Below are 26129 nucleotides of genomic sequence, written 5' to 3' on the forward strand. Positions count from 1 at the left end.
ATAGAGAACTATGAGAAAATTCTATATATATAAGTTGATCTTTTGTTCACTTTTTATCTCTACTGCACTATTTGCAGGAAACGATAATAAAAGAGGACAAGCCGGTGCTACTGAATTATTAATAAATCCCTGGTCGAGAAGTTCGGGATTTGCAGGAGCCAATACTGCCATGGTAACAGGTGTAGAAGCTATGCGATTAAATGTAGCCGGCCTTTCACAAATAAATAAAACAGAAGTTATTTTCAGTAATTCCAATTGGCTCGGTGGAGCTGGTGTATCGATTAATTCTGTTGGATTTGGACAGAAATTAGGAGATAACGGCGGAGTAATGGGCGTATCCCTGATGTCCATGAATTTTGGAGAATTTATTGAAACTACTGTAGAGTTGCCGGAAGGAACTGGTAGTACTTTTAGTCCTAACTTTTTCAATATAGGATTAAGTTATTCTAAGGTATTTTCAAATAATATCTCGGGTGGTATTACGGTAAGAATTATTTCTGAATCCATACCGCAAGCCAGTGCTCAAGGCGTTTGTTTTGACGGTGGCGTGCAATATAGAACCGGTGAAAGGAATCAGTTTAAATTCGGTGTATCCATGAGAAACCTTGGGCCAACGATGAGATATTCGGGTGATGGTTTAAGTTTTAGAGGATCTCCTCCGCAAGGCGGTGGTGATTATCAACTTCGTCTTGATCAGAGATCGGATAAGTTTGAAATTCCATCTTTAATGAACATTGGAATATCCTATGATTTCCAGCCGGGTCTTGAACACAGAATAACTCCTGTAGCTAATTTTGTATCCAGTACTTTTACAAATGACCATATTCAGATTGGTGTAGAGTACGGATTTAAAAACTATTTAATGCTAAGAGCCGGATTTGATTACAGAGATGGTATTTTTGATAGCGAGCTTCATACGGATGCATTTAATGGACCTGCATTTGGAGCTACCTTACAATTGCCATTTGGAATTGAAAAGGACAAATCTTTTGGTGTTGATTTTTCATACAGAACTACAGATTATTTCAGCGGAACAACTTCTGTTGGAGTAATATTATCGTTGTAAGAAATAATTTTTATAATTTTGCATTGGGAACGGCCAGTAATGGCCGTTCTTTTATTTTATACATTTTACAACCGGTATGGCAAATTATTATACTAAAGAAGGCTTACAAAAACTAAAAGATGAATTGCATCATTTAAAAACAAAGGTGCGTCCCGATATTTCAAAGCAAATAGCAGAAGCGAGAGACAAAGGTGATTTAAGCGAGAATGCCGAATACGACGCCGCTAAAGATGCTCAGGGTTTGGTTGAAATGAAGATTTCCCAATTGGAGTCTTTGGTAGCAGAAGCGAAAGTCCTTGATCCATCAACTTTAAACAATTCTAAAGTTTCCATTTTGACCAAAGTTAAAATTCAAAATGTTAAAAATGGAGCAGAATTTACTTATTTACTGGTCTCCGAAGAAGAAGCAGATTTGAAAAAAGGAAAAATATCGATACAGTCACCCATTGGAAAGGGTCTAATGGGAAAAGTTAAAGGAGATGTGGCGGCGATTGAAGCTCCTGCCGGAAAAATGGAATTTAAAATCATTGATATAAGCATTTAATGTCTGGCCTGTTTCTAAAAATAATTAAAGGAGAGATTCCTTCATACAAAGTGTATGAGGACGAAAATACCTTTGCCTTTTTAGATATCAATCCGGCTGCCAAAGGGCATACTCTGGTTATTCCTAAAAGGGAGATTGACCTTTTATGGGATTTGGAAAATGAAGATTACAAAGCTGTTATGGATTCAGCTAAAAAAATTGCCATTGCAATTCAAAAGAGCGTAGAATGCAAAAGAGTGGGGATGGCAGTTGTGGGTTTGGAAGTTCCACATGCGCATGTTCATTTAATTCCTTTAAATGCAATGTCAGATTTCTCTTTCTCTAATAAATTGCAATTAAGCGAAGAAGAATTTAAGTCTATTCAGAAAAGAATTGTCAGGAACCTTTGATCCTGTCTTTGTTTTCCTCAGCAAATTTAGCCCAACTTTTACTGGATCTTTGATTAATCCCCTTTTGATAGTGATGACACATGGCGACCGCTATTGCATCAGTTGAATCCAGATAAAAATCCTCTTTTGTTTGGATTTTCAATTCTCGTATTATCATCTCGGCCACTTGTTCCTTTGAGGCATTGCCATTACCTGTAATGGATTGTTTAACCTTTTTTGGGGCATATTCCACTACAGGGATATCTTTCTCAAGACAGGCGGCAATTGCAACTCCCTGGGCACGTCCCAATTTTAACATAGCCTGCACATTTTTGCCATAAAATTGCGCTTCAATTGCCATTTCATCGGGCATGTACTCAGTAACAATTTCTTTTATGCGATCTTGTATTTTTTTGAGTCTTAGATGATGATCTTTATATTTATCAAGTTTTATTACACCATATTGAATTATATCCACTTTGTTTGACCTTACGCTAATAAGTGCATAACCTGTTATCTTTGTTCCGGGGTCTATTCCTAATATGATTTTATCGCTTTTCAATTCTTTTTTTTACAAAATATTTAGCAACAAGGTAATTAAGAGATATGCTAATTACGCCAAAATTGCTATTGTAATTTTAAGTATTTGTGTAATTGCAAACCGTATATTATTTGGTGATTTGGAATTGCAATCTTTAAAGTTACAGCATATTAACATCTTTCTGACTTTGCTGCTTCTTTCACTGATTAATTTAATTATAGAAAGTAAAGCCTGGCAATATATTCTACAATCACATCAAAAAATTAATTTTAAAAATGCTTTTCGAGTAGTTTGCGAATGCTATCCAATAATGAGCTTTTCAAGTAATTTTTTTGGAGCGGTTCTTGGGAAGCAATCAATTTTTGGTACTCGAAAAGTTGGAACCAATATTTATAAGAACATTACTTTTGGAATCTATCAAAGCATTTCTAGTATTATTATTGGCCTTTTTGCTATTGTTTATTTTGGTTTTGGAACTATTAATGTCTTTGATAGTTGGAATGATGCTATTTATATCCTAATCGCCCTTTTTATTGTCTCCACCTTATTTACCATTGTTTTGAAGAATGGCCTGGAAAAAATTAAAATACTTTCAATGACTTCTTCCAGGTCCATTGTATATTATCTTCAATATATGTTGGTAATTCTTCACTTTTACGACCAAAGCCAATTTACATTGGCTATTTCAATTATAGCACTGTACTTCTTAATTAAGACGTTTATACCTCTGTTAAACATTTTTGGAGGGATTGGGACACGGGAATTAACACTTTCGGTGCTTTTTACTCAATTGGGAATGGATGCCACATATATCGTATTTGGAGCAGTGATGATTTGGTTGAGTAATTTTGTATTCCCGAATATCCTTGGATTAATTTCATTTTGTAAGAGAAGATTTGCTTAGTCTCTTCGTATTTATAAATGTTTTTTACGCAGGTTTTATCCTGTATCTTATTGTTTTCTTAGTAAAACAGAAAAGTCATTCCATTAAATTAGAAATTGACAACTTGAAGCCGGTGTCCCTTATTATTCCAATGAGAAATGAATTGGAAAACATTCCCAATTTATTGCTTGGCATTGAGGATCTGTTTAAGAACTCTAAAAACTTTGAACTAATACTTATCGACGATAATTCGGTCGAGGCCACTTTGGAAAAACTGAAAGAATGGCATGACAATTTTGAAAATAAGGACAAAATTGAAATCCTTTCTATAAAAGATGGGATACCTTCTAAGAAAAAAGCGATTAGCAAAGCTTTGGAAAAAGCTAAATACCATTGGATCGTGCAAACGGATGCCGATTGTGAAATTACAAGCACCTGGTTTAATTCAATCCGACAAAAAAATAATGATAAATATAATCTGATTGCCGGCCCGGTAATTTTTAAGACCGAAGGTTTCTGGTCTTCTTTACTGACTGTGGAATCCTGGGCCCTGGTATTAATATCTTACCTGGGTTTTCAAAAAGAAAAACCACAAATGTGCAGTGCGGCTAATTTATGTTGGGACAGATCGGTTTTAAAAAATCAGGCTTATTCAGAAATAATTGAAATGGAGGTTCCTTCAGGAGATGATGCCTATCTTCTAAATTATTATAACTCTGTCTATCCAAAAAAGAACTATTATGAATGGAGCCGGGGGTCCTTATTAATAACCAGAGCTCCCCGTTCTTTTGCACAATTTGTAAATCAGCGATTACGCTGGGCGTCAAAATGGGGTGCGATTAAAGGACTTTCACAAAGACTCTTTCCTATTGCTTTGTGGGTTTATCATTTCCTTCACATTTCGCTAATTCTTGCATTAAGCCTAAAAGGATATTTCCAAATTGTTTTAATCGTGATTTTGCTTAAAGCGCTTCTCGAAATGAAAATGCTCAACGAAGTGGCTAAAAACTTTGAGCATTCCATTAATTTGCTGTATGTCCTGGTATTACAATTTCTTTATTCCCCCTATGTTGTAATCTTCGGACTTTTGAGCCAATTTGCAGTTTATCGCTGGAAAAATGTAAATCGATGAACGATGTACAATTTGAAATACTGGACGAATTGTATTTTGTAATATCATTTAAAGATATACGTGCTTCACTTGATATTGAAAATGATACTCTTCTTCATCAATTAAGGGAAATGGTAAAAAAAGGATGGGTAAAATGTTTTGAAAAAGAAACAGAAATAGCCATTAGCGATATAGATTATAGCGATGAAAAATTTAAAAGCTATTTATTTTTAGCAAGTAAAAAAGGATTATTTGCACATAATTCTATTTAGCTAATTCATTGAAAATGGAAGAATTAAGTCGAAAACTCATAATACAGGAACTCGAGATTAACTCTCTGTTTGAGATCAGTAAATCTATCAATGAAAACAAGTCAGTTGATGAACTCTATAGAATTTATGAACATGCCCTTAAATCACATTTGAAAATTAAGCGTCTTGCTTTGTTTGTGGAAGACGAAGCCTGGATTTGCAAGGTAAATTTTGGCACCAGAGAGAACTTTGAGGGCGAAGAAATTCATCCGAAAGTATTGGACATCAAAGAAGAATGTCAGATTCTGAAAAATGTAATTTCTGAAGCTTATAATGGATTTCAACTCGTTTGCCCTATTCGTCACGATAAGCACATAATCGCTTATTTACTTTTAGGAGGAATGTACGATAAAGGTAAAATAGCGATTGAAATAGACATTCCTTTTGTACGCACATTTACAAATCTAATTGTAGTGGCAATAGAAAACCGAAGATTGGCACAAGAGGCCATAAAACAGGAAGCCGTAAAAAAGGAATTAGAGATAGCCAATCGTGTTCAATCCAATTTGTTCCCCGAATTTTTACCTACCAATGGCAAATTGACGGTCGAAGCCAGAAATATTCCTCATCAAAGCATTGGTGGAGATTATTACGATTATGTTCCATTTAATGAAGGCTTCTTTTTATGTGTGGCCGATGTCTCTGGAAAGGGTGTACCTGCAGCACTCTTAATGTCTAATTTTCAGGCGGCATTCAGAACTCTGGTCCGGCAAACCAAAGATCTCAAGAAGATTATTCATGAACTAAATCGATTGCTGATACAGAACGCCAAGGCGGAACTCTTTGTCACCTTCTTTTTATTCAAATTTGATGAATCAAAAAAATTAATTGAATACGTCAATGCAGGTCATAATCCAGGATTGTTGATGGCAGAAGGCACAGTTAATGAACTGACTGCCGGAACCACTGTGCTTGGAGCTTTCGATAAACTGCCCTTCATGAATTACGAGGAAATTAAAGCGAATAAATTCAAATTGATATTATTTTCCGATGGGGTAAGTGAAACAGAAAATGAAGACGGCGTGCATTTTGGAGAAGACAGTATCATTAAAATTCTTAAGAAATCCAGCTCAAAATCGGCCAAGGTAATTTGCGATACGATTTTAGAAGAACTCGATCATTTTAGAAAAAAGATGCCATTTAATGATGATCTGACTTTGGTTGTTTGCGATAAAACATGATTTTCCCCTTTAAAACACCCTTTTTTATCCAAATGATTTTCCCCGCTCTGGTTTGGAAAATTAATACGAAAGAAAAAATCATCTATCTCACATTTGACGATGGCCCTGTGGAAGAAGTCACCCCATTTGTACTTGATGAGCTAAAACAAGTAAATGCCAAAGCCACTTTTTTTTGTATTGGAGATAATATCCGAAAACACCCACATATTTACCATAGAATAAATGCCGAAGGCCATATTACTGCCAATCATACATTTAATCATTTATCCGGTTGGAAAACAGATAATCGTGAATATTTTGAAAATATAAACAAATGTGAATCCTATCTTAAACAAAATCAAAAACTGTTTAGACCTCCCTATGGCAAACTGACATTTGCTCAGATGAGAAAACTAAAACAGAACTATAAGATTATCATGTGGGATGTACTCTCCGGTGATTTTGAAAAAAAACTTGATTCTGAAATGTGTTTGGAATCCTGTATAAAAAAAACAAGTCAGGGTTCTATTGTTGTTTTCCATGATAGTTTTAAAGCTTTTCCAATTCTAAAAGAGGTATTACCTAAGTATTTAAAGCACTTTAATGAATTGGGTTATAAATTTGAAGCCATTCAATTATGATTGACTCTCACGCGCATATTTATCTCGATCAGTTTGATGAAGATCAAAATGAAATGATTGAAAGAGCCCAAAAAGTGGGTGTTTCAAAAATTTATATGCCAAATATTGATTCTTCATCAATCGACAGAATGCTGAAAACAGAAGATAAGTATAAAGCGTATTGTATTCCAATGATGGGCTTACACCCCTGTTCTGTTAAAAGTAATTTCGAAGAAGAATTAAAAATTGTAGAAAATCATTTATCCAATCGTAAATGGTCTGCCATCGGTGAAATCGGATTGGATTTATTCTGGGATAAAAGTACTCTTGAGATACAAATTGAAGCATTAAAAATTCAGATTGAATGGGCCAGGCAATACAATTTGCCTATTGTACTTCATTGCCGGGATGCATTTGATGAATTATTTAATGTACTTCATGAAGTTGGTACTGATAATCTCAAAGGCGTATTTCATTGTTTTACCGGAGATGAAAAGGAACTCAATACTATCAATGAACTGGATTTTTACATAGGTATAGGTGGTGTTTTTACATATAAAAAGCAAAATTTGACCAATATTATACATAAAGCGAAAAGAAATAGAATTCTTCTTGAAACGGATAGTCCTTATCTTGCTCCAGTACCGAAAAGAGGAAAACGAAACGAACCTTCTTATCTTGAATTTATAAAAATGAGATTGGCAGAGGTATTGAAAATGGAATCAAATGAACTTGAAGATCTCAGTTCAAATAATTGTATAGACTTTTTTAATTACTAAAATGTTCAGGGAAATAACAGTTGATCAACATGGCCTAAAGAGTGATAGTAAATTACTCTTAATTTATACCGGCGGTACTTTGGGTATGTTGGCCAGGGAAAAAGAGGGATCCATGGAAGCCCTGAATTTCGAAGAAATACTGGAATTTATTCCTGAATTAAAAAAGTTGAATTGCGAAATATCCATTTCTGCATTGGAGAAGCCCATCGATTCTTCGGATATGACCCCATCTTATTGGATATTATTTGGTGAGCATATTTATAAGCATTACAATGATTACGATGGTTTTGTAATTATTCACGGTACGGATACTATGGCTTATACCGCCGCTGCATTGAGCTTTATGTTCGAAAATCTTGATAAACCAATAATTCTAACCGGTTCACAAATGCCATTGGGATTAAATCGTTCGGATGCGAGAAATAATTTAATCACATCTCTTGAAATAGCAGGGTTAAAACGAAACTCTAAACCACTTATAACTGAGGTTTGCGTGTTTTTCAACAATTTATTGTTAAGAGGAACAAGAGCCAAAAAAATTGAGAGCGATCATTTTGACGCTTTTCATTCAGAGAATTTTCCCGAACTGGCCGAAGCAGGAGTTGAAATTGAAGTGCATGAGCACTATTTATGGAAAACATTGAATGATGGCAAGTTAAAATTCAGAAATAAATTCTCATCTGATGTGATCAATTGGAAAATATTCCCGGGAATGCGAATTGGAGGCATATCTGATGTTTATCTTAATGCAGGTTTTAAGGGTATTATCATTGAAACCTTTGGTTCAGGCAATGCTCCAACCAATAAGAAGTTTTTAGATGAAATTAAAAAGCTTATCAATGAAGGCGTCTACATTTACAATGTTTCTCAATGTTTGGGAGGCAGTGTAAAGCAGGGCCGATATGCAACAAGCAAGAAATTGGATGATTTTGGCGTTATAAGCGGAAAAGACATCACATCGGAGGCAGCCATAGTAAAAATGATGTACATTTTGGAGAATTTTGAAGAAGAAGGTGATATACGCCATTTGCTGGAATCTTCGCTTCGCGGCGAATTGACAATTTGATTGAATTCAAATGAGGGCTAAAACTTGCATATACCTTAATTTCTTAATTTATTTGTACGCCCTTGAAAAGGCATGGGAAAAGAGAGGGAGAGGTGACCGAGCGGTCGAAGGTGCACGCCTGGAAAGCGTGTGTGCCCCAAAAGGGTACCCAGGGTTCGAATCCCTGTCTCTCCGCCATGAAATGTAAATAATATAAATAAAGAATAAACACGTATAACTAATACCTAAATTATGAAAAAGCTAATCAATACCTTGATGCTTATTGCTTTAATGGCCTTTCAGGCTCCTCTTCTTATGGCGCAGGATGCCGATGCTGAGACAGGAGATGAAACAGAAATGACTTCAGATACAACAGAGGCGGACACTGCCGCAATGGAGGAAGCTGAACCTGTTGAAGAAGCAGCCCCACTTCCTACGGTTGAAGAATCTGAGCCAATAGAAGAAGAATCTACTTTTCACCAAAGAGTAAAAGAAAAATTTATTGAAGGTGGATGGGAGTTTATGGGGATCGTTCTTCTGTGTTTGATTCTGGGATTAGCCATTTCAATTGAAAGAATTATCACATTAAACCTGGCAACGACCAATACTAAAAAATTATTGGATGAAGTTGAGGATGCCCTTAACAGCGGTGGCGTTGAAGAAGCTAAAAAAATATGTGCTTCTCACCGAGGTCCTGTTGCTTCTATATTTTCTCAGGGATTATTGAGAATTTCTGAAGGTATAGAAATGGTAGAAAAATCCATTATCTCTTACGGTTCCGTGGAAATGGGAAGACTAGAAAGAGGCTTGGTTTGGATATCTTTATTTATCTCACTTGCACCAATGTTGGGATTCATGGGTACTGTAATTGGTATGATTGAGGCTTTTGATTCTATTCAGGCTGCCGGTGATATTTCACCTCAGGTAGTAGCTGGTGGTATTAAAGTGGCCCTCCTTACAACAGTGGGTGGTTTGATTGTAGCTGTAATTCTTCAATTGTTTTACAATTACAATGTGGCCAAAATTGACTCATTGGTAAATCAAATGGAAGATTCTTCCATTGCATTTATTGATTTGTTGGTAAAACATAATTTAGACAAGTAATCCAAATAGAACCAAAATTATGGATGGATTTGATATAGTATTGTATATAGGATATGCCCTTATAGTTATTGCAGCAGCAGGTTCAGTTATTCTGCCACTGATTAATTCTCTGGGTAATCCTAAAAGCCTAATCCAGTCGGGAATAGGCATTGTAGCACTGCTCGTTATTTTTGGAATTTCCTATGCACTCTCAGGGAGTGAGGTAACCAATGTTTATAGCGAATTTGACGTGGATGAATCCGGGTCTAAAACAATAGGTGGTCTGATTATAATGATGTACATGTTAATTGGATTAGCTGTTATCGGTATAGTATTTACTGAAGTCAATAAAATGTTGAAATAATGAGAAAGAAAGACAGAGGAGGCGCTGAGGTAAACTCCAGTTCTATGGCAGACATAGCATTCCTGCTTTTGGTATTCTTTCTTGTGACAACGACTATTGCCAGTGATAAGGGTATACCAATGGTACTCCCCCCTAAATCCGATCAACAGGATGAAGTAAAACTTAAAGAGAAAAATATCTTTAAAGTTTTGATCAATTCTAAAGATCAGCTTTTAGTTGAGAATGAGCCAATGGAAACCGAAGCGATTAAAGATGCGGCCATGAAATTTCTCAATAACAGAGGAAGAGATCCGCAATCTTCAGATAGCCCAAAAGATGCTGTCGTTTCAATTAAAGCTGACAGAGGTACATCTTATGAGAAGTATCTGACTGTTTTGGATGAGGTAACCGCTGCATATAACCAGTCAAGAGCCGATTATCTGGGTATTTCTCTGGAGGATTTTTTAAATCTGGACATGGAAAACTCCGATCATAAAAGAGCTTATGATGCAGCAAGAGCAGAATATCCGCTTCAAATTTCTGAAGCTGAACCAACAGATATAGGAGGATAATATGTCAAAGTTTAAGAAAAAGGCAAGTTCAAAACAGGAAATACCGACATCGGCATTGCCCGATATCATTTTCATGCTTTTATTCTTCTTTATGGTGACTACAGTTATGCGTGAAAACACCATTAAAGTTGAACAAAGAATACCTCCTGCTTCTCAGCTAAAGAAAATTGAGAGGAAATCATTGGTAAGCTATATGTATGTGGGTAAACCACAGTCCTATCTCGTTGATCAATTTGGTACCGAGCCTAAAATTCAGGTAAATGATGTCTTTATTGAAACCGACGAAATAATCCAGTTTGTCGAAGAAGAAAGAAATAAACTGGATGAAGTTGAAAGGGATCAAATGATCATTTCACTGAAAGTGGATAAGGAAACGAAGATGGGAATAATTACAGACATCAAGTTGGAATTGAGAGATGCCAATGCCAGACTCTTGAATTATTCTTCGAGACTGGGAGATGTTGTGAAGTAAGATTGTCATATTTTTATAAATTGAGCCCTGAAGCTATTCGCCTCAGGGTTTTTTTATGGAATTAAACAATAAGAAAATTATCAGAGCCTGGTGCATGTATGACTGGGCCAACTCGGTTTACAGTCTTACAATCACTACGGCGGTTTTTCCTATTTATTACGAGACCATAACAAAAAATGCAGGACAAGGCGACCTCGTAGATTTTTTCTTCTGGAAATTGCCAAATACAGTCTTATACAGTTATTCACTTTCATTTTCATTTTTATTCGTGGCATTTATACTTCCCTTGCTTACAGGTATAGCTGACTACAGCGGAAAGAAAAAGATGTTTATGAAAATGTTTGCTTATCTAGGCTCATTGGCTTGTTGCGGAATGTATTTTTTTACTTCGGCTAAAAATGTAGAATGGGGCATTACATGTTCTGTTTTGGCAAGTATTGGTTACTCTGGTTCTTTGGTTTTTTACAATTCATTTTTACCTGAAATTGTAAGCGAGGACAAATTCGATAAAGTCAGTGCTCAGGGTTTTTCATACGGCTATGTGGGCAGTGTAATTCTATTGATTATCAATTTGTTAATGATACAGACACCTGAATTGTTTGCTTTGCCTGAAGGCTCATTGCCAGCCAGAATTTCATTTATAATGGTAGGGATTTGGTGGATAGGGTTTTCCCAATATACTTTTTACTATTTACCCGAAAATGTTTACGACCGGGAACCACAGGATAATATTTTCACCAAGGGTTATAAAGAAATAAAATCGGTATTCAAGTCATTAAAAAATTTACCGAATTTGCGGAAATTTTTAGTATCCTTTTTCTTTTACAGTGTTGGTGTACAAACCGTAATGTATTTGGCACCATTATTCGGATCCAAAGAATTGCAGCTTGAAACTTCCAAACTAATTCTTACGGTTTTAATCATACAATTGGTAGCCGTTGGTGGATCATTCTTATTCGCCAAGATTTCAGAATTGAGAGGCAATAAATTTTCATTGGGCCTGATGATTATTTTATGGATAGGGGTATGCATTATGGCCTATTTTATCCAGGGTGAAATGGGCTTTTATATTTTGGGCTTCCTGGTAGGAATGGTGATGGGTGGAATACAAGCACTTTCACGAGCGACTTATTCTAAACTCATACCTGTCAATACCATTGACCATGCATCTTATTTTAGTTTCTATGATGTGACCTATAATGTTTCCATAGTCATTGGTACATTTGCATATGGTTTAATTGAACACATAACCGGAAGCATGCGCAACAGTGCTATCGCACTTGCCGTTTTCTTTATTATCGGTTTTGCCATGTTATTGTTTGTATCTGTTCCCAAAAGAAATTTGAGTGAAAAGGAAATATAGCATCTTAGTTTTTATTCTTTCATTGACCCAATTTGTCAATGCACAATCTGATTTTATAGATAAAATTGAAATAAACCTTATTCCGGGTAAAGTTCAGCACTTAAACTTATCAGAAGAGCATAGCAGCCTTGCTTTTAAATCTGCCAGAAAACTGGAAGAATTAAGCGTGAAATTGGATAATGAAATTGTAGAACTAAAGCCGGATATGCATGTAGAAAATGAAAGTGTCTATACATCTTATCTCATTTTTTTAAATCCAGGGTCAAAAAGCCTATCTATTTCCTCACAATTCAGAACAAACCTTCAGTTATTTCTCCTGAAAGTACCTAAAATCAATGTCAATCAATCTCTTTCAAAGCTCCAAACGGATTCATGTGAAAAACCAGCGGGCATAGATCAGGATGTTTGGAGATCTGGGCTACCTGCGCCAACAGTATCTCCCACTTTAAACCAGGTGAATCATTGTGTAATTCACCACAGCGCAGGCTCAAATACCGCCACAGATTATACAGAAGTAGTCAGGAATATTTATCTATATCATACCGGCGTCAACGGATGGGATGACATCGGTTATAATTATTTGATAGCACAGGACGGGACCCTTTTTCATGGAAGAGATGGTCAAAATTTATATTCCGATGATAATGTAAGAGGAGCTCATTTTTGCGGAAAAAACACAGGTACGATGGGTGTTTGTTTGTTAGGTGATTATACTACTGTTGTTCCTACTTTGGCTGCACTTAGTACTCTGGAAGATTTACTTCTCTGGAAATTGAATAAGGAATCCCTCCAGCCCGCTGACAGTGCCCGACACCCTTTGCCGGGAGGAGCCTATTTGGGTAGAGTGGTCGGTCATCAGGACGGTTGTGCTACTGCTTGCCCAGGCACGTTTTTATATGCGGATATCCCGGGAATAATTGATAGTCTTGAAAATAGAATAGACAATTGCCTGACTCCAAGTTCAATTCATTTTACAAATACTTCTTATGAATTAGCAATATACCCTCAACCCGCTTCAGATATTATATTTATAAGGTCAGAGGAAAACGGAATGTTATACATCTTTGATTTAATGGGAAGAGAAATCTTAAGGATCAAAAAAACTAAAAATCCATTGAAGATAAATACAAATGCCTATCCCCATGGAACTTATACTTTAAAGCTCTTGAATAAAGACAGGCAATTGAAAGGCAAAATTGTAATTCAACCCTAATTTCCTTCTGTAATTATTACAGTTACCTTATTTTTTTTACCGGCTTCCAATGGAATGGTTTTTTCACTTTCACCATAGTTATCAGCCTTTCCTTTTTGAGCTTGAATATAATAGCTTTTAGCGGCCAGGTCTTTGTACAAGACTTCACCATTTGAATCGGTGAATTTTTTACCCTCAATGGCATTTTTACCCGCCAAATAGTCATCTTCCGAAGCATATAGCATGACTTCAGCTCCTGCCTCGGGATTTCCTGTGGTGTTAAGTACAGTAATTTCTAATTTGGTTTTTAACAGTTGTGCATTGCTATTTATCCAGATAAAGGACAAGGCAATAATTAATAATAGTCTCATAACTTTTTCTTTATTTGATAAACGTATTCAGTATAAATAGATTTTAAAAATAAAATAATTCTAAATCGTAAATTGAACCTGCATCTGTATAGCATGAATTTCAATATAGCTGAAAATACTAAAATCCACATTCAATTTTACAATTGGTCTCTAATTTTCCTTTGCATTTTTTTTTCTACTAATGACATCAGTGCTCAGTTTTATCGACTGGATAAATACTCAGAACTGGATGGTTTAATCTCATCTTCCGTCAATACTATTTTTCAGGATAACAGGGATTATATTTGGCTGGGAACAGAAAAAGGTCTTTCAATTTACAATGGTTATGAGTTTAAAAACTATACAAAAGCCGATGGACTCAACAATAATTTTATAAAATGTATTTATCAGAGTTCTGATAATAGTATCTGGGTTGGAAGCAATGAAGGAATAAATAAAATTAATCCTTCACTGGGGCCTGATGCACCATTTATCAATATTCAAAAAGGCCTGATTGTAACCTCAATAATTGAGTACAATAATGCCATGTTCTTTAGCTCAAACATTGGATTACATAAATTGATAAACAATGATTCAATTGAACTAATTGAATTACCCAGAATAAGGGACCTTAACCTTTGTGAAGGGAAACTTTTAATAGGTTCTACCAGTGGATTATACGAATACCTTACCGAAAGCAAATCAATTGAAAAAATATGGGCTTCATCGGGATCTGAATCTGTAAGATCAATAATGGATAACGGCAATTCATCATTGCTGATCGGCACTATGAATGAAATTATTGAATTAAACAAAGACTATACCTCAAGTCATAAAATAGCCGATGTTGAGCGCATTTCACATCTTATGCAAGACTCTCAAAAACGCACATGGATTGCCTCTGAAAATGGATTGAATATTTTGACGGATGATAGCTTAAGATCATTTAAAGATTCCGATTTAAAAAAAACCTGCTCTTATGTGTTAGAAGATCGCGAAAAAAATATTTGGATTGCCGGTATTGATGGATTAATGAAATATTCAGAATACCCTTTCGACCGAATTGATTTTACAAGCTCAATTGAAAGCAATGGTATTAGTGCAGTTCTCAACAGCACTGAAGGAAAACTGTGGTATGGCACATCAGCAGGGCAGATTTGGATCGAAGATTTAAAGGGAGATAAATATCAATTTGAGCCGGTGAATCAATATTCAGGCAACAAACCCATCAATGATATATTTGAAGATTCCAATGGCAAAATTTGGATTAGCACACTTCTCAATGGTGTATTAACATGGGATGGGAATAATCTGCAATCTCTAAAGGATCCCAAAGGGCTTCTTCGGTTTTTTATTTTTGATATTGAAGAAGCATCCAATGGTGCAATGTGGTTTGGAGGAGCGAGAGGCTTGATAAAATATGAAAATGACGCTTTTGAATACTTCACCTTCGCTAATTCTGATCAAACTCCTTTTGTCAATGATATTTTCATTGATTCAGACGAACGAATCTGGCTTTCATTAAATTCCGGACTTGGAGTGATTAGAAATAATAAAATTTTCAAATTCTCTGAATTTGAAGGCATTAGCTGCAATCAACTCAGTGCGACTAAGGAAAATACATTTTATGCTGCGACATCTACGTTTGGAATAATTCGATTTAAATTTTTTAATGATTCCATCAAGTTTGAAGCAGATATAACGATTCAAGAGGGACTTGCAAATAATAATGTTAATGCCCTTCATATTGATGTAAATGAAAATGTTTGGGCCGGAACAGAATTGGGTATAAATAAAATCAAAAATGGAAATCCAACAGAGTTATTCAAGGTAGGAGAAAATCTAAAAAGGTCGAAATGCTTTTTGCGAGCAATTGCAGAAAATAGCTCAGATATATTAGTCGGTACCTACGACGGAGCCATAAAAATTTCCAAAACTTCGGAAAAAGATACCTATGTAAGGCCCAAAACTTATATCACTAAAATCTCCATCTTAAACGACAATTTTGATAGCACTAAGGTCAAGCAGGATGGTTTTGTTTATAATTTACCGGTAAACCTTCGATTGCCATATAATGCGAATTTTATTGCTTTCAGTTTTGAGGGACTTTCATTTGAAACTGCCGAAAGACCAGAATATCAGTTCAGGTTAAAAGGATTGGAGAAAGAGTTTTCGGAACCCGGTAAAGAACGAAATTTTACCTATGCCAATCTGGATAATGGGAAATATACATTTGAAGTCAGATCGCGTAAAACTAATGAGAAATGGTCGGATGAAGTTGCCAGTTTTTCTTTTGAAATAAAACCTCCATTTTGGGAAGAATGGTGGTTCCGGATTTTGATAGTAACACTCTTTTTTGGTTCTATTTTTTTAATAGTAAATGGCAGGATACAAAACATAAGAAAAGAAGAAAAAGAAAAATCAGACTTGAACAGGAAAATAGCAGAATTCAGACTGACTGCTCTAAGAGCCCAAATGAATCCACATTTTATTTTCAATGCCCTTTATTCGATTCAGCATTTCATAACCACAAATGAAAAAGAAGCAGCTATTAATTATCTGGCCAAATTCGCTAGTTTAATCCGCTTGATTCTTGAGAAGTCGGATAAAAATGAGATTCAGCTTTCCGAAGAGGTCAAAATGCTGGATTTATATCTGGATCTTGAAAAACTCCGTTTTGATAATAAATTTGAATACGCAATACAGGTGGATCGGGCCATTCATGAAGAAGATACTGCCATTCCTTATTTACTAATACAGCCTTTTGTGGAAAATGCGGTAATTCACGGAGTTGGTTACAAGAAAGAAAATGGCCTCATCAGTATTAAATTTTTACCATGCGATGATGAAAACCACTTGCTTTGTATTGTTGAGGATAATGGTGTGGGACGAGAAGAGGCTGAAAGACTAAAAAAACCTAGCCCAATAAAAAGTCAATCACTGGGACTCAAAGTAAATAATGAACGATTGGAAATTTTGAATCCAAATAAAATAAAGGAAACATCCGTGAAAATTACTGATCTTTCAAATGAAAAAGGTGACCCTGAGGGTACAAGGGTAGAAATTAGAATTCCAATAAGCTAAGCTTATGATCAATTGTATAATAGTTGATGATGAAAGAAGAGGAAGAGAGGCCCTTTCAAATATGATTTCTGAATACTGTCCTCAAATCCAGGTTTTGGAGACTTTAGAGTCTGTAGATCAGGCATTAAAAGCAATTTCTGCACTTAAGCCGGAATTGGTTTTTCTGGATGTTGAGCTGCAGGGGGAAACGGGTTTTGATTTATTGGACATGGTTCCAAAAATTGATTTTGAAGTCATATTCACCACCGCTCATGAACATTATGCGCTTAAGGCCATTAAATTTTCGGCCATTGATTATATTTTGAAACCTATTAGCACGGAGGATTTAAAAGAAGCTGTTAAAAAGGCCGAAGAAAAATTGTCAAATAAATCACTACATGAAAATTTTGACATTCTCCTCAAGAACATAAAAAACTCCAATAAAAAACAACATAAAATTGCTTTGGCTTCCTCGGACGGATATATGTTTACTGAAGTGTCTGATATTTTGTATTGCACCGCGGATGGAAATTACACCTACTTTTTTACCAAAAACACCGGTAAAATTCTGGTTTCCAAAAACATCAAAGAATACGAAGGGCTTTTAAATGACCATAATTTTTTCCGTATTCACCGTTCTCATTTAATAAATATGGATGAAGTTAAAAAATATGTGAGGGGAGAAGGTGGCTATGTCATCATGTCCGACGGGTCATCATTAGACGTTTCCAAGCGGAGAAAAGAGCAATTTATTTCTTTACTTGCGAAGTAGTTTATGCTTCGTTTTTTATTCCTTTTATCAGTTTGCACGATCATTTTATCTTGCTCGGAAAAAAGTGAAATCTTCAAAAATCAAGCCTTTGAATATCAAAGAGATTTCAATCGAGATGAAATTTGTGCAATACTAATCCACAAAGATCACAGACAAGGAGATAGTTTAAAGCAATTTATTAATTCTAATGATCTGGATGTCCAGTATGAATTGGCCCTGGCATTTGCTTCTATGCAGGAATGTGAATTGGCTGCTTTATTATTAGACAAAGCACCCTTTATAGAATATCCGACTGTCCGAGCGATGATTTATTATGCATATGGTCAAAGTTGTAGAAATGCGAATACCGAAAAACTTCTGGAATTGGCAAAATACGAAAAGGACAGTCTTGCACAGGTACAATTGGCTGAAGCCGTAGGGAAATCTTCCAAATCCGAGGATTTAGTTTCATTCATTAATAAGAGCAATTTATTTAATGATTATGCCATCGCGCGATGCTTGTATCAGTTTTCACAGCGTAATGTGTTCTACGATAAAAGCATAGAAAAAATGGTTGGTCTTTTGGAACACGGATCTTCAAAAGTGAGAATGACTGCTTCTAACATGCTGGCAAGATTAAAAGGCGAAGACCTGGTAAATTATGCAGAAAAGCTCATCGAAGTTTTAAAATCTGATAGTTCTGCAGGGGTTAGAATGAATATTGCTACAGCCTTTAATAAAATTAATGGTTCCCAATTTGCAGAGACATTAATAGAAATAGCTTTGGACAGTACCGAAAATTTTAGAGTCAGGGTCAATGCCATCAACTCGCTGAATTATTATCATTATGCGACTTATGCACCTAAACTAATTTCATTGTTTAATGAATCTAAGCTCAATATCCAATTGGAAACAGGCGGCTATTTTCTAAATCGTTGTGAACGTACAGAATGGAATAAAATAGCGCTGCTCAAGGATAATTCACAAAATCCGCAGGTAAAAGCAATGATGCACGAAATCCTATTGAAGTTTGCAAACAAGGATGAAAAACCGGCGGTCAACTCACATATTCTATCCAACATGAACAATGAAATTGACCCATTTGCAAAGTCGTTTTATATAAAAGCCCTTAAAAGCTGGCCGGATAACTATAATGTTCTGGCAGATATTGTTTTAGGCTCTCATGATCTTGTTTCTAAGTCCAATGCAATGCAAGTCTTTTTCGAGTTAAGCAAAGCTGATATGTTTAAAAGTATTAGTGATTATCAGGAGCAAAAAACAAGAAATAAACTCATATCCTATTTTAGTCGTGTTTTTCAAATGGCCATATTGTCGGGAGATCCGACATTAATCGGATACGGTGCCAAAGGTTTGAGAAATGAAGAAATAGATTTTGTAGGACAATTGGAAAACACTGACTTCATAGCAGTAACCATGAACAATATTCCATTGCCAAAGGATATAGAAACTTATATTGATCTTGAAAAAACATTGGCATTTGTGCAGGGGAAAGAAATTCCCAAAAAAAGGCCTCCTTTAAATCATTTTGTTGATATCGATCAGTTAAAATCATTTTCTTCTTTAAAAAAGGCCAGGGTCAAAACCAATAAAGGAGCTTTCCAATTGGAATTTGATCATAAAATGGCTCCGGCTACCGTTGCTAATTTTATAGAACTGAGTCAAAATAGCTTTTATGATTCACTGAGGTTTCACCGCGTTGAAAATAATTTTGTTGTTCAGGGCGGATGCCCACGAGGCGATGGATGGGGTTCATCGGGAGAATCCATTCGATCTGAATTTGGCCCAAAATATTATAAAACCGGATCTGTAGGCATGGCCTCTGCTGGTAAGGATACCGAAAGTTGTCAATGGTTTGTTACGCATTATCCCAGCATTCACCTTGATGGTTCTTATACCAATTTTGCAAGGGTCACAGAAGGGATGGAAGTAGTTTTTAATTTGGCAGTAGGTGACACTGTTTTAAGCGTAGAAATTTTCCCATAATAAAAAGCCCCGATAAGATATTTATCGAGGCCAATCTTTTATAGCTGATAATTATTTTCCAAATGCGTAATAAAATTCCCCCTCTTTGCCCGGGTAAATTCCTTCCAGCATGACACCACCTTCTTCATTTTCAATCATCTTTAAAAAGTGATCGGTATCTCTTACTTCTTTTTTATTCACCTTAAGGACAATAAAGCCGGGTGCGATCGAAGTGAATCTCCTCACTTTTCCGGGACCTATTTTTTCAATTTTTATGCCATTGCTGAGTTTTAATTCTTCTTTTTCGGATTCAGTCAATTCACTGACCGAAATACCTAAATCCGATAATAATTCCGGCTTTTCAACTTTGGCCAGATATTCAGTATTTCCATTTTTATTGTTAAGTACTACGAGATAATCCTTTTCGTCGCCATTGCGCAAAACGGTTATATTGACCTCTTCACCCGGACGTTTTCTGCCCACTTTCTCCTGCAACTCAGGTGAACTTTTTACTTCTGCACCATCCACAGCTATTATCACGTCTCCTTTTTTTATTCCCGCCTGGGCTGCCGCACTATTTGCAGTAAGGGAATCGACCAATACTCCGGTATTTGTTCCCAGATTTTGATCATCCGCTATCATGGGGTTTACATTTCTGATCATGACCCCAAGGAATCCTCTTTGAACCGTTCCATATTCGATTAAATCCTGCGTTACTTTTTGAACTATATTCGAGGGTACCGCAAAAGCATAACCGGTATAAGTTCCTGTAGGAGTGGCAATGGCAGTATTTATTCCAATTAAATCACCATTGAGATCTACCAGCGCCCCCCCGCTATTCCCTCGGTTTATTGCGGCATCTGTTTGAATAAATGATTCTATCGCATAGTTATCCCTAAGTATATTGATGTTTCTTGCTTTTGCACTTACGATACCTGCAGTTACGGTAGAGGCCAGATTAAAAGGATTTCCTACAGCCAATACCCAGGAGCCTACTTTCACCTGATCGCTATTGGCAAAAGCCACATAAGGCAAATTTTCTTCATCAATTTTAATAACTGCGAGATCAGTAGAAGGATCCGTACCTATTAGGGTAGCCTCAAAAGTCCTGTTATCGTTGAGGGTAACTTCTAATTTATTTGATCTGTCTACCACATGATTATTGGTGACGATATAACCATTATCAGCAATGAGTACACCGGATCCCGAGGCCTGACTTTCTCTTGGTTGGCTGGGAAACATGTCTTCACCAAAAAATTCTCTAAAGGGGTTGGGTGGCATCACCGGATTTACATTGTTAGATACAGTTGATTTGATGTGTACAACTGCTTCTGTAGTTTTTTCAGCTGCATAGGTAAAATCCAAACCGGGAAAATTGCCCTGTTCTCCCGGCTGACTTGCAAATACTGCTGGAGTGTTCGACTCCTTTAGAATGACCTTTTCGCTGTCTTTGTTAAATAAATGGGTTATTGATGTTGCCAGTGCGGTACTCAGTATCGCAACAAGCAAAACAAGCTTGATATTTTTCATTTCTAATAAGTTTAATTATGACAATTCTTCAACGCCTTGACCTGCGTTTTTCTTGCATTTTTATAAACAATCTTTGTGCCAATGCGGGTTAATGTCAGAATGACATTTATATAAGTCCCTGATTTTTGAGTTTTTCTAGGTCGGCTGGCGAATCTATATTGGGTGATTCAAAATCTGTAAAAGCCAGTTTTATTTTGTATCCGTTTTCTATCCAGCGCAATTGCTCCAATGATTCTGAGCTTTCCAGATTTGATCTTTTCAGTTTACAAATTGCTTTTAATACATCACTTCTGTAAGCGTAAATTCCAATATGTTTGAAATAATCATTATGAGCTAGCCAATTGCTTATTTCGGGTTCATCTCTGTTAAATGGGATCGGATGCCTGCTGAAATAGATTGCATCTCCGTTTTTAGCAAAAACAACTTTTACGGAATTGGCGTCGATTAACCGGCCGGGATCAGTGATTTTCTTTGCCAATGTTGCAAGTTCTACTTTTTGAGGATCGAGTATGTCAATTAGGGCTTCGAGCTGTCCCGGATCGATAAAAGGCTCATCACCCTGAATATTGATTATGAAATCTCCATTAAAGCCCGATTTCTCATAGGCTTCAAAACAGCGATCTGTTCCGCTGGGATGTTCTTCTGAGGTCAATATAACTTCTGCACCTATTCTCAGTGCCTCATTTTTAATTCTTTTGTCATCTGTAGCAATGACAACTTTTTCAAAACCCGAACATTTTTTTGCCTGTTCATAAACCCTTTGGATCATTGTTTTTCCGGCAATATCAATCAATGGTTTGCCCGGAAAACGTGTAGAAGCGTATCTGGCAGGGATAATACCAAGTACTCTCATCAGACTTTCTTTACTTTTAAGGATGTGCCTTCCTCGCTTACAACAACAATATCAGAGCCCTGATCAATATGTTCGCCTCTGGAATAGGCATCGTAAATTTCATCGTCTATAATAACCTTTCCGCTTGGTCGCAATATGGTGTGAGCCTTTCCTTTTTTACCCTGAAGACTCATGGTTTTAAAATTTGATGAATAGCCTTGGGATCTCTCAAAAGTTGTTTCAAGAGCGATTCTTTTAAACATATTTGATTGACTCAGCCGTACTCCGCCAATAAACATTAGGATGATTGCTCCAAATAATCCGGCGAGAATGCTGGCCAGGGAAATAAAAATATCTGTGTTTGGTACAAAAGTAAAATCAAGCCAGTCATTGTTGAGCATTACCAATACCAATCCTCCAATTGTAAAGGTCAGACCGGCAATTCCCGCAATACCAAAACCCGGAATAATAAATACTTCAAGAATCAGCAAAACAATTCCAATAGCAAACATCAATATTTCCCAATTAGCAGCCAGGCCGTTCAAGTAATAGGGAATAAAATAAAGAATGGCAGCAATCAATGATGCCAAAATTGGAAAACCAACTCCGGGAGTTTGCAGCTCAAAATATATTCCACCTACAATAATTAAAATTAGAACACTGCTAATAACAGGGTTGAGAAATATTGAAATGATTTTTTCAGCACTGTCTACTTCAAATTCGATAATCTCTGCATTCTCCCAGCCATTTAATTCAAGTATTTCTTCAATTGATCTCACCTTAGCCTCACAATAGTCATTCTCAATGGCTTCATCGACTGTAAAAGTCAAAACCGTTCCTTCAGGACTTACAGTATCTAAATTGATTTTTTCATCAACCATGGCTTCGGCAATTTTAGGATCTCTGCCTTTGGTTTCCGCAGTGGATCGCATGATAGAACGCATAAAAGATTGGTATTTATCTGGTGCGGCCGCACCATCCTGAGTTACAACAGTTGCAGCACCGATGTTTGCTCCGGGTGCCATATAAATACTATCACAGGCAATGGAGATAAGTGCACCTGCTGAGATTGCTTTGGTGTTAATAAAGACATGAATAGGTTTATCGTATTCAAGAATGGCATTTCTAATGTCATTGGCATCTGTTACCGCACCTCCATAGGTGTCCATTTCTATGATTACTGCATCCATGCTATCGGATTCAGCTTTTTCCAATGCCAAATCAATCAATCGATTTGTTCTCGGATCGATATTTGCTTTTAATTGTACTTTAAGTATTCTCTCATTTTCTGCTTTGGAAATATTGAAAACAGAAAATAGAATTAATACAGCGATTAATGATAAAAGTCGGTTCTTCACGTTTTTAAAATAAAAAATCTTTTGTTAAAGGATAAATCCCTTCATGCACAACAAATAACATTTGAATCTGCAATTACGCGTATTGAAGTAGATTTATTTACATCAAACATATGGATAACACAAAAAGACAAAGAAGATTCAATACTTTTCTTCAAAATATCTGCTAATCACGGATTTAAAAAGGAGAAATTAAATTTTGTGCAAAAGGGAAAAGATTTCATTCTTAATTCGGTACATAATGATTTTCTGATTCTAACAAAGATAATTGACCCGGGAAATCCTGAAGACAATGAGATTATAATAATTGATACTAAATCAGAAAAAAAGGTAAAAATAGTAAAGGGTTATCGCTTCCTTGGGTTTAAAGATTATAGTACCTGTGAAATAGAAAAATCAGGATTTGAAACGACTCACAGGGAAGCTATTGATCTTTCAGAATTCAGGCGAAATTCGATATCAAAATCCACGAATTTATTACACCCACAATTAATTTTCCCCAGCCAGGAATTATTTGATTCAATTGAGAAATATTTAAATAATATGGTCAACTTGGAGCTAATTGCACCAATTGAAATACTGGAATACAATCCTTATGTCTATTTATGCGTTCATTTTGAAGAAGAAGGTTCAATGTGTAAACGACTTTTAATACTCAATAAAGAGGGGGAATTAATTTTTAATAGCAAACTTTACGATAAGCTTGAGAAACGTATAGCCGACTCTTTTTTTGTTTCTGGCAATTTTTTGATTTTTGTATCCCAATTCAATGTTCTCAACATATTAAATATTAAATCTGATAATGCGAACTAAACTTTTATCGACAATCACATTAATGCTTTTGGTATTCGGTTTTGCATTCTCAAGACCGGATTCGGTAGGGGTAGTTCAAAGAAATGGTAAAACATTTATCAAACACCTGGTTGAGAAAGGAGAAACACATTTTGCGATCAGCAGAAGATATGGAGTGAATGTCAATGAAATTATCGAATACAATCCAGATACCAAAGGTGGGCTTGTAGCAGGGACGATGATCGTTGTACCCTTTAAGGAATTAACAGGTAAAATACATGTGGTAAAAGCAGGTGAGACACTTTTTAGTCTTTATCGAATGTACGGTGTGAGTGTAGAGCAAATCAAAGAATGGAATAATTTGACTGACAATAATTTGCAATTGGGACAAAGAATTATTGTAGGCAAAGAGGAAAACAATAGCGAAAGCCCTGAATCCGAAAAGGAAAAAGAAGAAATAACCGGGAAAATCCACGAAGTCAAAAAAGGGGAGACTCTTTTTTCCATTTCGAGAATTTACAATGTCAAATGGCAGGACATTAAGGTTTATAATGGTTTGGAGACAAATAATTTAAGCGAGGGCCAAAAGCTGGGAATTCCACCTTCCAATATAGAGGTATTGAAGAAGGAAGAAATCGTTGCGAACATTGATACAATTGATCGTCCGGATAAGCATATTGTTAAAGCCGGAGAGACCATGTATTCCATTAGTAAAAAATACCAGTTGAGCAGTAAAGACATTATTGAATGGAATGATCTATTAGGTCCAGATATTCAGATCGGGCAGGAGTTGGCCTTGAAGGCCTCTGAAAAAAACAATCTTGTCGCCAGCCCAAAAGAGAAGACTGATCCCATTGTCACAAAAGAAGAAGAGTACATGAAGGGCGAGCCAAAAGTAAAGATTACCAATATTGGAGGGCATGAAAAAGTGATAGAAAAAGGAATGGCCGAGCTCATTGAAGGAGGCACTGATACCAATCGTTTTCTGGGACTACACAAAACCGCTCCTATTGGCACAATCATTCAGGTCAAAAATGAAATCAATGGCTACAGCGTATTTGTGAGAGTTGTGGGAAAACTACCCGATATAGATCTAAACAAAGACATTGTATTAAAAATTACTCCGCGTGCATTTGAAGCATTGAAGGGAGTAGATAAAAAGTTCAAAGTGGAAATTTCCTGGTTGCCTTGAAGCACAAAGAATTGAAAGAACTTCTTGATGAAGCCTACAATCATTATTCATCTTCCGATTTTATTGTAAATGATCCTATACAGATACCCCATGCTTTTACATTAAAACAGGACATTGAGATTACAGCCTTTTTTGCTGCCATGCTGGCCTGGGGGCAGCGTATAACCATTATTAATAAAAGCAAAGAATTGTTTCGTTTAATGGACAATGCACCTTATTCCTTTGTTATTGACCATTCGGAAAGCGATTTAAAGCCCTTGATGAAATTCAAACACAGAACATTCAATACCACCGATTTATTGCACTTTATAAGTTTTCTTAACTATTGGTTTTCAAATAATGAGAGTCTGGAGACCGCTTTTAGTCAGCACCTGTCAAATAACGATACAAATGTTGAAAAGGCTCTGATAGGTTTTCATAAAACGTTTTTCTCTCTAAAGGACTCCCCGGAAAGAACAAGAAAACATGTGGCTACGCCAGCAAGAAAATCGGCATGCAAGCGATTAAATATGTTTTTGCGTTGGATGGTTAGAAAAGATGAGTATGGTATTGATTTTGGAATGTGGAAATCCATTTTGCCGCGACAATTGGTATGTCCTTTTGATGTTCATGTCAGCAATGTCAGTCGCGATCTGGGACTGGTTAAAAGAAAACCAGGCGACTGGCAAACCGCACTGGAATTGACTGAAAATTTAAAAAAATTTGATCCTCTAGACCCTGTCAAATACGATATAGCGCTATTTGGGATTGGTATAAATGTGAAAATTCATTGACCATTTTTGGACATTCAGTCCAATCTCGGCCATTTTATTTTTTTTACAAAGCTTA

Annotated in this window: 27 protein-coding genes and 1 tRNA gene; 23 read left to right on the plus strand and 5 right to left on the minus strand. The window is 36.1% G+C overall.

The genetic code is table 11. The features are described from left to right. Window positions 1-10 precede the first annotated feature (10 nt). From HZR84_12465 to HZR84_12475, 3 genes are all read left to right on the plus strand, one after another. Window positions 11-1066 carry a PorV/PorQ family protein gene (locus tag HZR84_12465; GenBank protein QNL22719.1) on the plus strand — a complete coding sequence of 352 codons (1056 nt, stop codon included), beginning with the start codon at window positions 11-13 and terminating at the stop codon, window positions 1064-1066. A gap of 76 nt (window positions 1067-1142) precedes the next feature. Next, a complete protein-coding gene (gene greA / locus HZR84_12470; protein QNL22720.1) occupies window positions 1143-1610 on the plus strand; it encodes a transcription elongation factor GreA in 468 nt (155 codons plus the stop codon). Next, the gene (locus HZR84_12475) at window positions 1610-1999 is read left to right on the plus strand and encodes an HIT domain-containing protein (GenBank protein QNL22721.1); all 390 of its coding nucleotides are present in this window, start codon (window positions 1610-1612) and stop codon (window positions 1997-1999) included. Before greA ends, HZR84_12475 begins: the two co-directional genes overlap by 1 nt. Here HZR84_12475 and ruvC read toward each other — a convergent pair. Further along, window positions 1986-2540, minus strand: coding sequence for a crossover junction endodeoxyribonuclease RuvC (gene ruvC / locus HZR84_12480; GenBank protein QNL22722.1), 555 nt, complete (start codon window positions 2538-2540; stop codon window positions 1986-1988). The genes HZR84_12475 and ruvC overlap by 14 nt on opposite strands. Before the next feature lie 289 nt (window positions 2541-2829). Here ruvC and HZR84_12485 point away from each other — a divergent pair, with 289 nt between their 5' ends. From HZR84_12485 to HZR84_12550, 14 genes are all read left to right on the plus strand, one after another. Continuing rightward, window positions 2830-3423 carry a hypothetical protein gene (locus HZR84_12485; protein ID QNL22723.1) on the plus strand — a complete coding sequence of 198 codons (594 nt, stop codon included), beginning with the start codon at window positions 2830-2832 and terminating at the stop codon, window positions 3421-3423. A 130-nt stretch (window positions 3424-3553) separates the two neighbouring features. Next, window positions 3554-4534, plus strand: coding sequence for a glycosyltransferase (locus HZR84_12490; protein ID QNL22724.1), 981 nt, complete (start codon window positions 3554-3556; stop codon window positions 4532-4534). Further along, window positions 4531-4785, plus strand: coding sequence for a hypothetical protein (locus tag HZR84_12495; GenBank protein ID QNL22725.1), 255 nt, complete (start codon window positions 4531-4533; stop codon window positions 4783-4785). Before HZR84_12490 ends, HZR84_12495 begins: the two co-directional genes overlap by 4 nt. Window positions 4786-4799: 14 nt before the next feature. Beyond that, the gene (locus HZR84_12500) at window positions 4800-6005 is read left to right on the plus strand and encodes a PP2C family protein-serine/threonine phosphatase (protein QNL22726.1); all 1206 of its coding nucleotides are present in this window, start codon (window positions 4800-4802) and stop codon (window positions 6003-6005) included. Then, complete coding sequence (locus HZR84_12505; GenBank protein QNL22727.1) at window positions 6002-6625, plus strand: polysaccharide deacetylase family protein; 624 nt, start codon at window positions 6002-6004, stop codon at window positions 6623-6625. The genes HZR84_12500 and HZR84_12505 overlap by 4 nt, the downstream gene beginning before the upstream one ends. Then, window positions 6622-7383, plus strand: coding sequence for a TatD family hydrolase (locus HZR84_12510; protein ID QNL22728.1), 762 nt, complete (start codon window positions 6622-6624; stop codon window positions 7381-7383). Before HZR84_12505 ends, HZR84_12510 begins: the two co-directional genes overlap by 4 nt. Before the next feature lies 1 nt (window position 7384). After that, window positions 7385-8449 carry an asparaginase gene (locus HZR84_12515; protein ID QNL22729.1) on the plus strand — a complete coding sequence of 355 codons (1065 nt, stop codon included), beginning with the start codon at window positions 7385-7387 and terminating at the stop codon, window positions 8447-8449. 86 nt (window positions 8450-8535) lie between these two features. Then, window positions 8536-8626 (plus strand) — tRNA-Ser (locus tag HZR84_12520). Between the two features lie 54 nt (window positions 8627-8680). Then, entirely contained in the window at window positions 8681-9532 is an 852-nt protein-coding gene (locus HZR84_12525; protein ID QNL22730.1) for a MotA/TolQ/ExbB proton channel family protein, read from the plus strand. 19 nt (window positions 9533-9551) lie between these two features. After that, window positions 9552-9875, plus strand: a complete 324-nt coding sequence (locus HZR84_12530; GenBank protein QNL22731.1) for a hypothetical protein — start codon at window positions 9552-9554, stop codon at window positions 9873-9875. Further along, window positions 9875-10426 (plus strand): biopolymer transporter ExbD, encoded by a 552-nt coding sequence (locus tag HZR84_12535; protein ID QNL22732.1) that lies wholly within the window; start codon window positions 9875-9877, stop codon window positions 10424-10426. Before HZR84_12530 ends, HZR84_12535 begins: the two co-directional genes overlap by 1 nt. Window position 10427: 1 nt before the next feature. Then, window positions 10428-10898, plus strand: a complete 471-nt coding sequence (locus HZR84_12540) for a biopolymer transporter ExbD (protein QNL22733.1) — start codon at window positions 10428-10430, stop codon at window positions 10896-10898. Between the two features lie 55 nt (window positions 10899-10953). Continuing rightward, complete coding sequence (locus HZR84_12545; protein QNL22734.1) at window positions 10954-12261, plus strand: MFS transporter; 1308 nt, start codon at window positions 10954-10956, stop codon at window positions 12259-12261. Continuing rightward, window positions 12245-13474, plus strand: a complete 1230-nt coding sequence (locus HZR84_12550) for an N-acetylmuramoyl-L-alanine amidase (protein QNL22735.1) — start codon at window positions 12245-12247, stop codon at window positions 13472-13474. Before HZR84_12545 ends, HZR84_12550 begins: the two co-directional genes overlap by 17 nt. Here the strand turns inward: HZR84_12550 and HZR84_12555 are convergent. After that, on the minus strand, window positions 13471-13824 hold the full coding sequence (locus tag HZR84_12555; GenBank protein QNL22736.1) for a hypothetical protein: 354 nt from the start codon (window positions 13822-13824) through the stop codon (window positions 13471-13473). The two genes, HZR84_12550 and HZR84_12555, sit on opposite strands and share 4 nt — an antisense overlap. 93 nt (window positions 13825-13917) lie before the next feature. On the opposite strand from HZR84_12555, the gene HZR84_12560 reads away from it, so the two are divergent. From HZR84_12560 to HZR84_12570, 3 genes are all read left to right on the plus strand, one after another. Then, on the plus strand, window positions 13918-16887 hold the full coding sequence (locus tag HZR84_12560) for a histidine kinase (GenBank protein QNL22737.1): 2970 nt from the start codon (window positions 13918-13920) through the stop codon (window positions 16885-16887). A gap of 4 nt (window positions 16888-16891) precedes the next feature. Continuing rightward, complete coding sequence (locus HZR84_12565; GenBank protein QNL22738.1) at window positions 16892-17638, plus strand: response regulator transcription factor; 747 nt, start codon at window positions 16892-16894, stop codon at window positions 17636-17638. A 1413-nt stretch (window positions 17639-19051) separates the two neighbouring features. After that, window positions 19052-19621: a peptidylprolyl isomerase gene (locus HZR84_12570; protein ID QNL23259.1), complete on the plus strand. Its 570-nt coding sequence runs from the start codon at window positions 19052-19054 to the stop codon at window positions 19619-19621. Window positions 19622-19672: 51 nt separating this feature from the next. On the opposite strand, the gene HZR84_12575 is transcribed toward HZR84_12570, so the two are convergent. The 3 genes from HZR84_12575 to HZR84_12585 all read right to left on the minus strand — a co-directional run bounded on the left by HZR84_12575 (window position 19673) and on the right by HZR84_12585 (window position 23338). Beyond that, complete coding sequence (locus HZR84_12575; protein QNL22739.1) at window positions 19673-21130, minus strand: Do family serine endopeptidase; 1458 nt, start codon at window positions 21128-21130, stop codon at window positions 19673-19675. Between the two features lie 106 nt (window positions 21131-21236). Continuing rightward, window positions 21237-21983: a 3-deoxy-manno-octulosonate cytidylyltransferase gene (kdsB, locus tag HZR84_12580; GenBank protein ID QNL22740.1), complete on the minus strand. Its 747-nt coding sequence runs from the start codon at window positions 21981-21983 to the stop codon at window positions 21237-21239. Then, entirely contained in the window at window positions 21983-23338 is a 1356-nt protein-coding gene (locus HZR84_12585; protein ID QNL23260.1) for a nodulation protein NfeD, read from the minus strand. Before HZR84_12585 ends, kdsB begins: the two co-directional genes overlap by 1 nt. 3 nt (window positions 23339-23341) lie before the next feature. Between HZR84_12585 and HZR84_12590 the strand changes: the two genes are divergently transcribed. The 3 genes from HZR84_12590 to HZR84_12600 are packed head-to-tail and all read left to right on the plus strand — an operon-like array spanning window position 23342 to window position 26074. Further along, complete coding sequence (locus tag HZR84_12590; protein QNL22741.1) at window positions 23342-24130, plus strand: hypothetical protein; 789 nt, start codon at window positions 23342-23344, stop codon at window positions 24128-24130. After that, window positions 24120-25301, plus strand: a complete 1182-nt coding sequence (locus tag HZR84_12595) for a LysM peptidoglycan-binding domain-containing protein (protein ID QNL22742.1) — start codon at window positions 24120-24122, stop codon at window positions 25299-25301. Before HZR84_12590 ends, HZR84_12595 begins: the two co-directional genes overlap by 11 nt. Then, a complete protein-coding gene (locus HZR84_12600) occupies window positions 25298-26074 on the plus strand; it encodes a TIGR02757 family protein (protein QNL22743.1) in 777 nt (258 codons plus the stop codon). The genes HZR84_12595 and HZR84_12600 overlap by 4 nt, the downstream gene beginning before the upstream one ends. Window positions 26075-26129 lie beyond the last annotated feature (55 nt).

Origin of the sequence: Hyphobacterium sp. CCMP332 (genome assembly GCA_014323545.1) — a bacterium.
Taxonomy (GTDB): Bacteria; Bacteroidota; Bacteroidia; order Cytophagales; family CCMP332; genus CCMP332.

Coding starts and splice junctions, on each gene's coding strand:
- HZR84_12575 (QNL22739.1), bottom strand. CDS start 21,130: ATGAAAAATATCAAGCTTGTTTTGCTTGTTGCGATACTGAGTACCGCA.
- HZR84_12465 (QNL22719.1), top strand. CDS start 11: ATGAGAAAATTCTATATATATAAGTTGATCTTTTGTTCACTTTTTATC.
- HZR84_12540 (QNL22733.1), top strand. CDS start 10,428: ATGTCAAAGTTTAAGAAAAAGGCAAGTTCAAAACAGGAAATACCGACA.
- HZR84_12525 (QNL22730.1), top strand. CDS start 8,681: ATGAAAAAGCTAATCAATACCTTGATGCTTATTGCTTTAATGGCCTTT.
- HZR84_12475 (QNL22721.1), top strand. CDS start 1,610: ATGTCTGGCCTGTTTCTAAAAATAATTAAAGGAGAGATTCCTTCATAC.
- HZR84_12495 (QNL22725.1), top strand. CDS start 4,531: ATGAACGATGTACAATTTGAAATACTGGACGAATTGTATTTTGTAATA.
- HZR84_12560 (QNL22737.1), top strand. CDS start 13,918: ATGAATTTCAATATAGCTGAAAATACTAAAATCCACATTCAATTTTAC.
- HZR84_12595 (QNL22742.1), top strand. CDS start 24,120: ATGCGAACTAAACTTTTATCGACAATCACATTAATGCTTTTGGTATTC.
- HZR84_12530 (QNL22731.1), top strand. CDS start 9,552: ATGGATGGATTTGATATAGTATTGTATATAGGATATGCCCTTATAGTT.
- HZR84_12570 (QNL23259.1), top strand. CDS start 19,052: ATGAACAATATTCCATTGCCAAAGGATATAGAAACTTATATTGATCTT.
- HZR84_12490 (QNL22724.1), top strand. CDS start 3,554: ATGAGAAATGAATTGGAAAACATTCCCAATTTATTGCTTGGCATTGAG.
- HZR84_12500 (QNL22726.1), top strand. CDS start 4,800: ATGGAAGAATTAAGTCGAAAACTCATAATACAGGAACTCGAGATTAAC.
- HZR84_12485 (QNL22723.1), top strand. CDS start 2,830: ATGAGCTTTTCAAGTAATTTTTTTGGAGCGGTTCTTGGGAAGCAATCA.
- HZR84_12565 (QNL22738.1), top strand. CDS start 16,892: ATGATCAATTGTATAATAGTTGATGATGAAAGAAGAGGAAGAGAGGCC.
- HZR84_12505 (QNL22727.1), top strand. CDS start 6,002: ATGATTTTCCCCTTTAAAACACCCTTTTTTATCCAAATGATTTTCCCC.
- HZR84_12515 (QNL22729.1), top strand. CDS start 7,385: ATGTTCAGGGAAATAACAGTTGATCAACATGGCCTAAAGAGTGATAGT.
- kdsB (QNL22740.1), bottom strand. CDS start 21,983: ATGAGAGTACTTGGTATTATCCCTGCCAGATACGCTTCTACACGTTTT.
- HZR84_12535 (QNL22732.1), top strand. CDS start 9,875: ATGAGAAAGAAAGACAGAGGAGGCGCTGAGGTAAACTCCAGTTCTATG.
- greA (QNL22720.1), top strand. CDS start 1,143: ATGGCAAATTATTATACTAAAGAAGGCTTACAAAAACTAAAAGATGAA.
- HZR84_12510 (QNL22728.1), top strand. CDS start 6,622: ATGATTGACTCTCACGCGCATATTTATCTCGATCAGTTTGATGAAGAT.
- HZR84_12545 (QNL22734.1), top strand. CDS start 10,954: ATGGAATTAAACAATAAGAAAATTATCAGAGCCTGGTGCATGTATGAC.
- HZR84_12555 (QNL22736.1), bottom strand. CDS start 13,824: ATGAGACTATTATTAATTATTGCCTTGTCCTTTATCTGGATAAATAGC.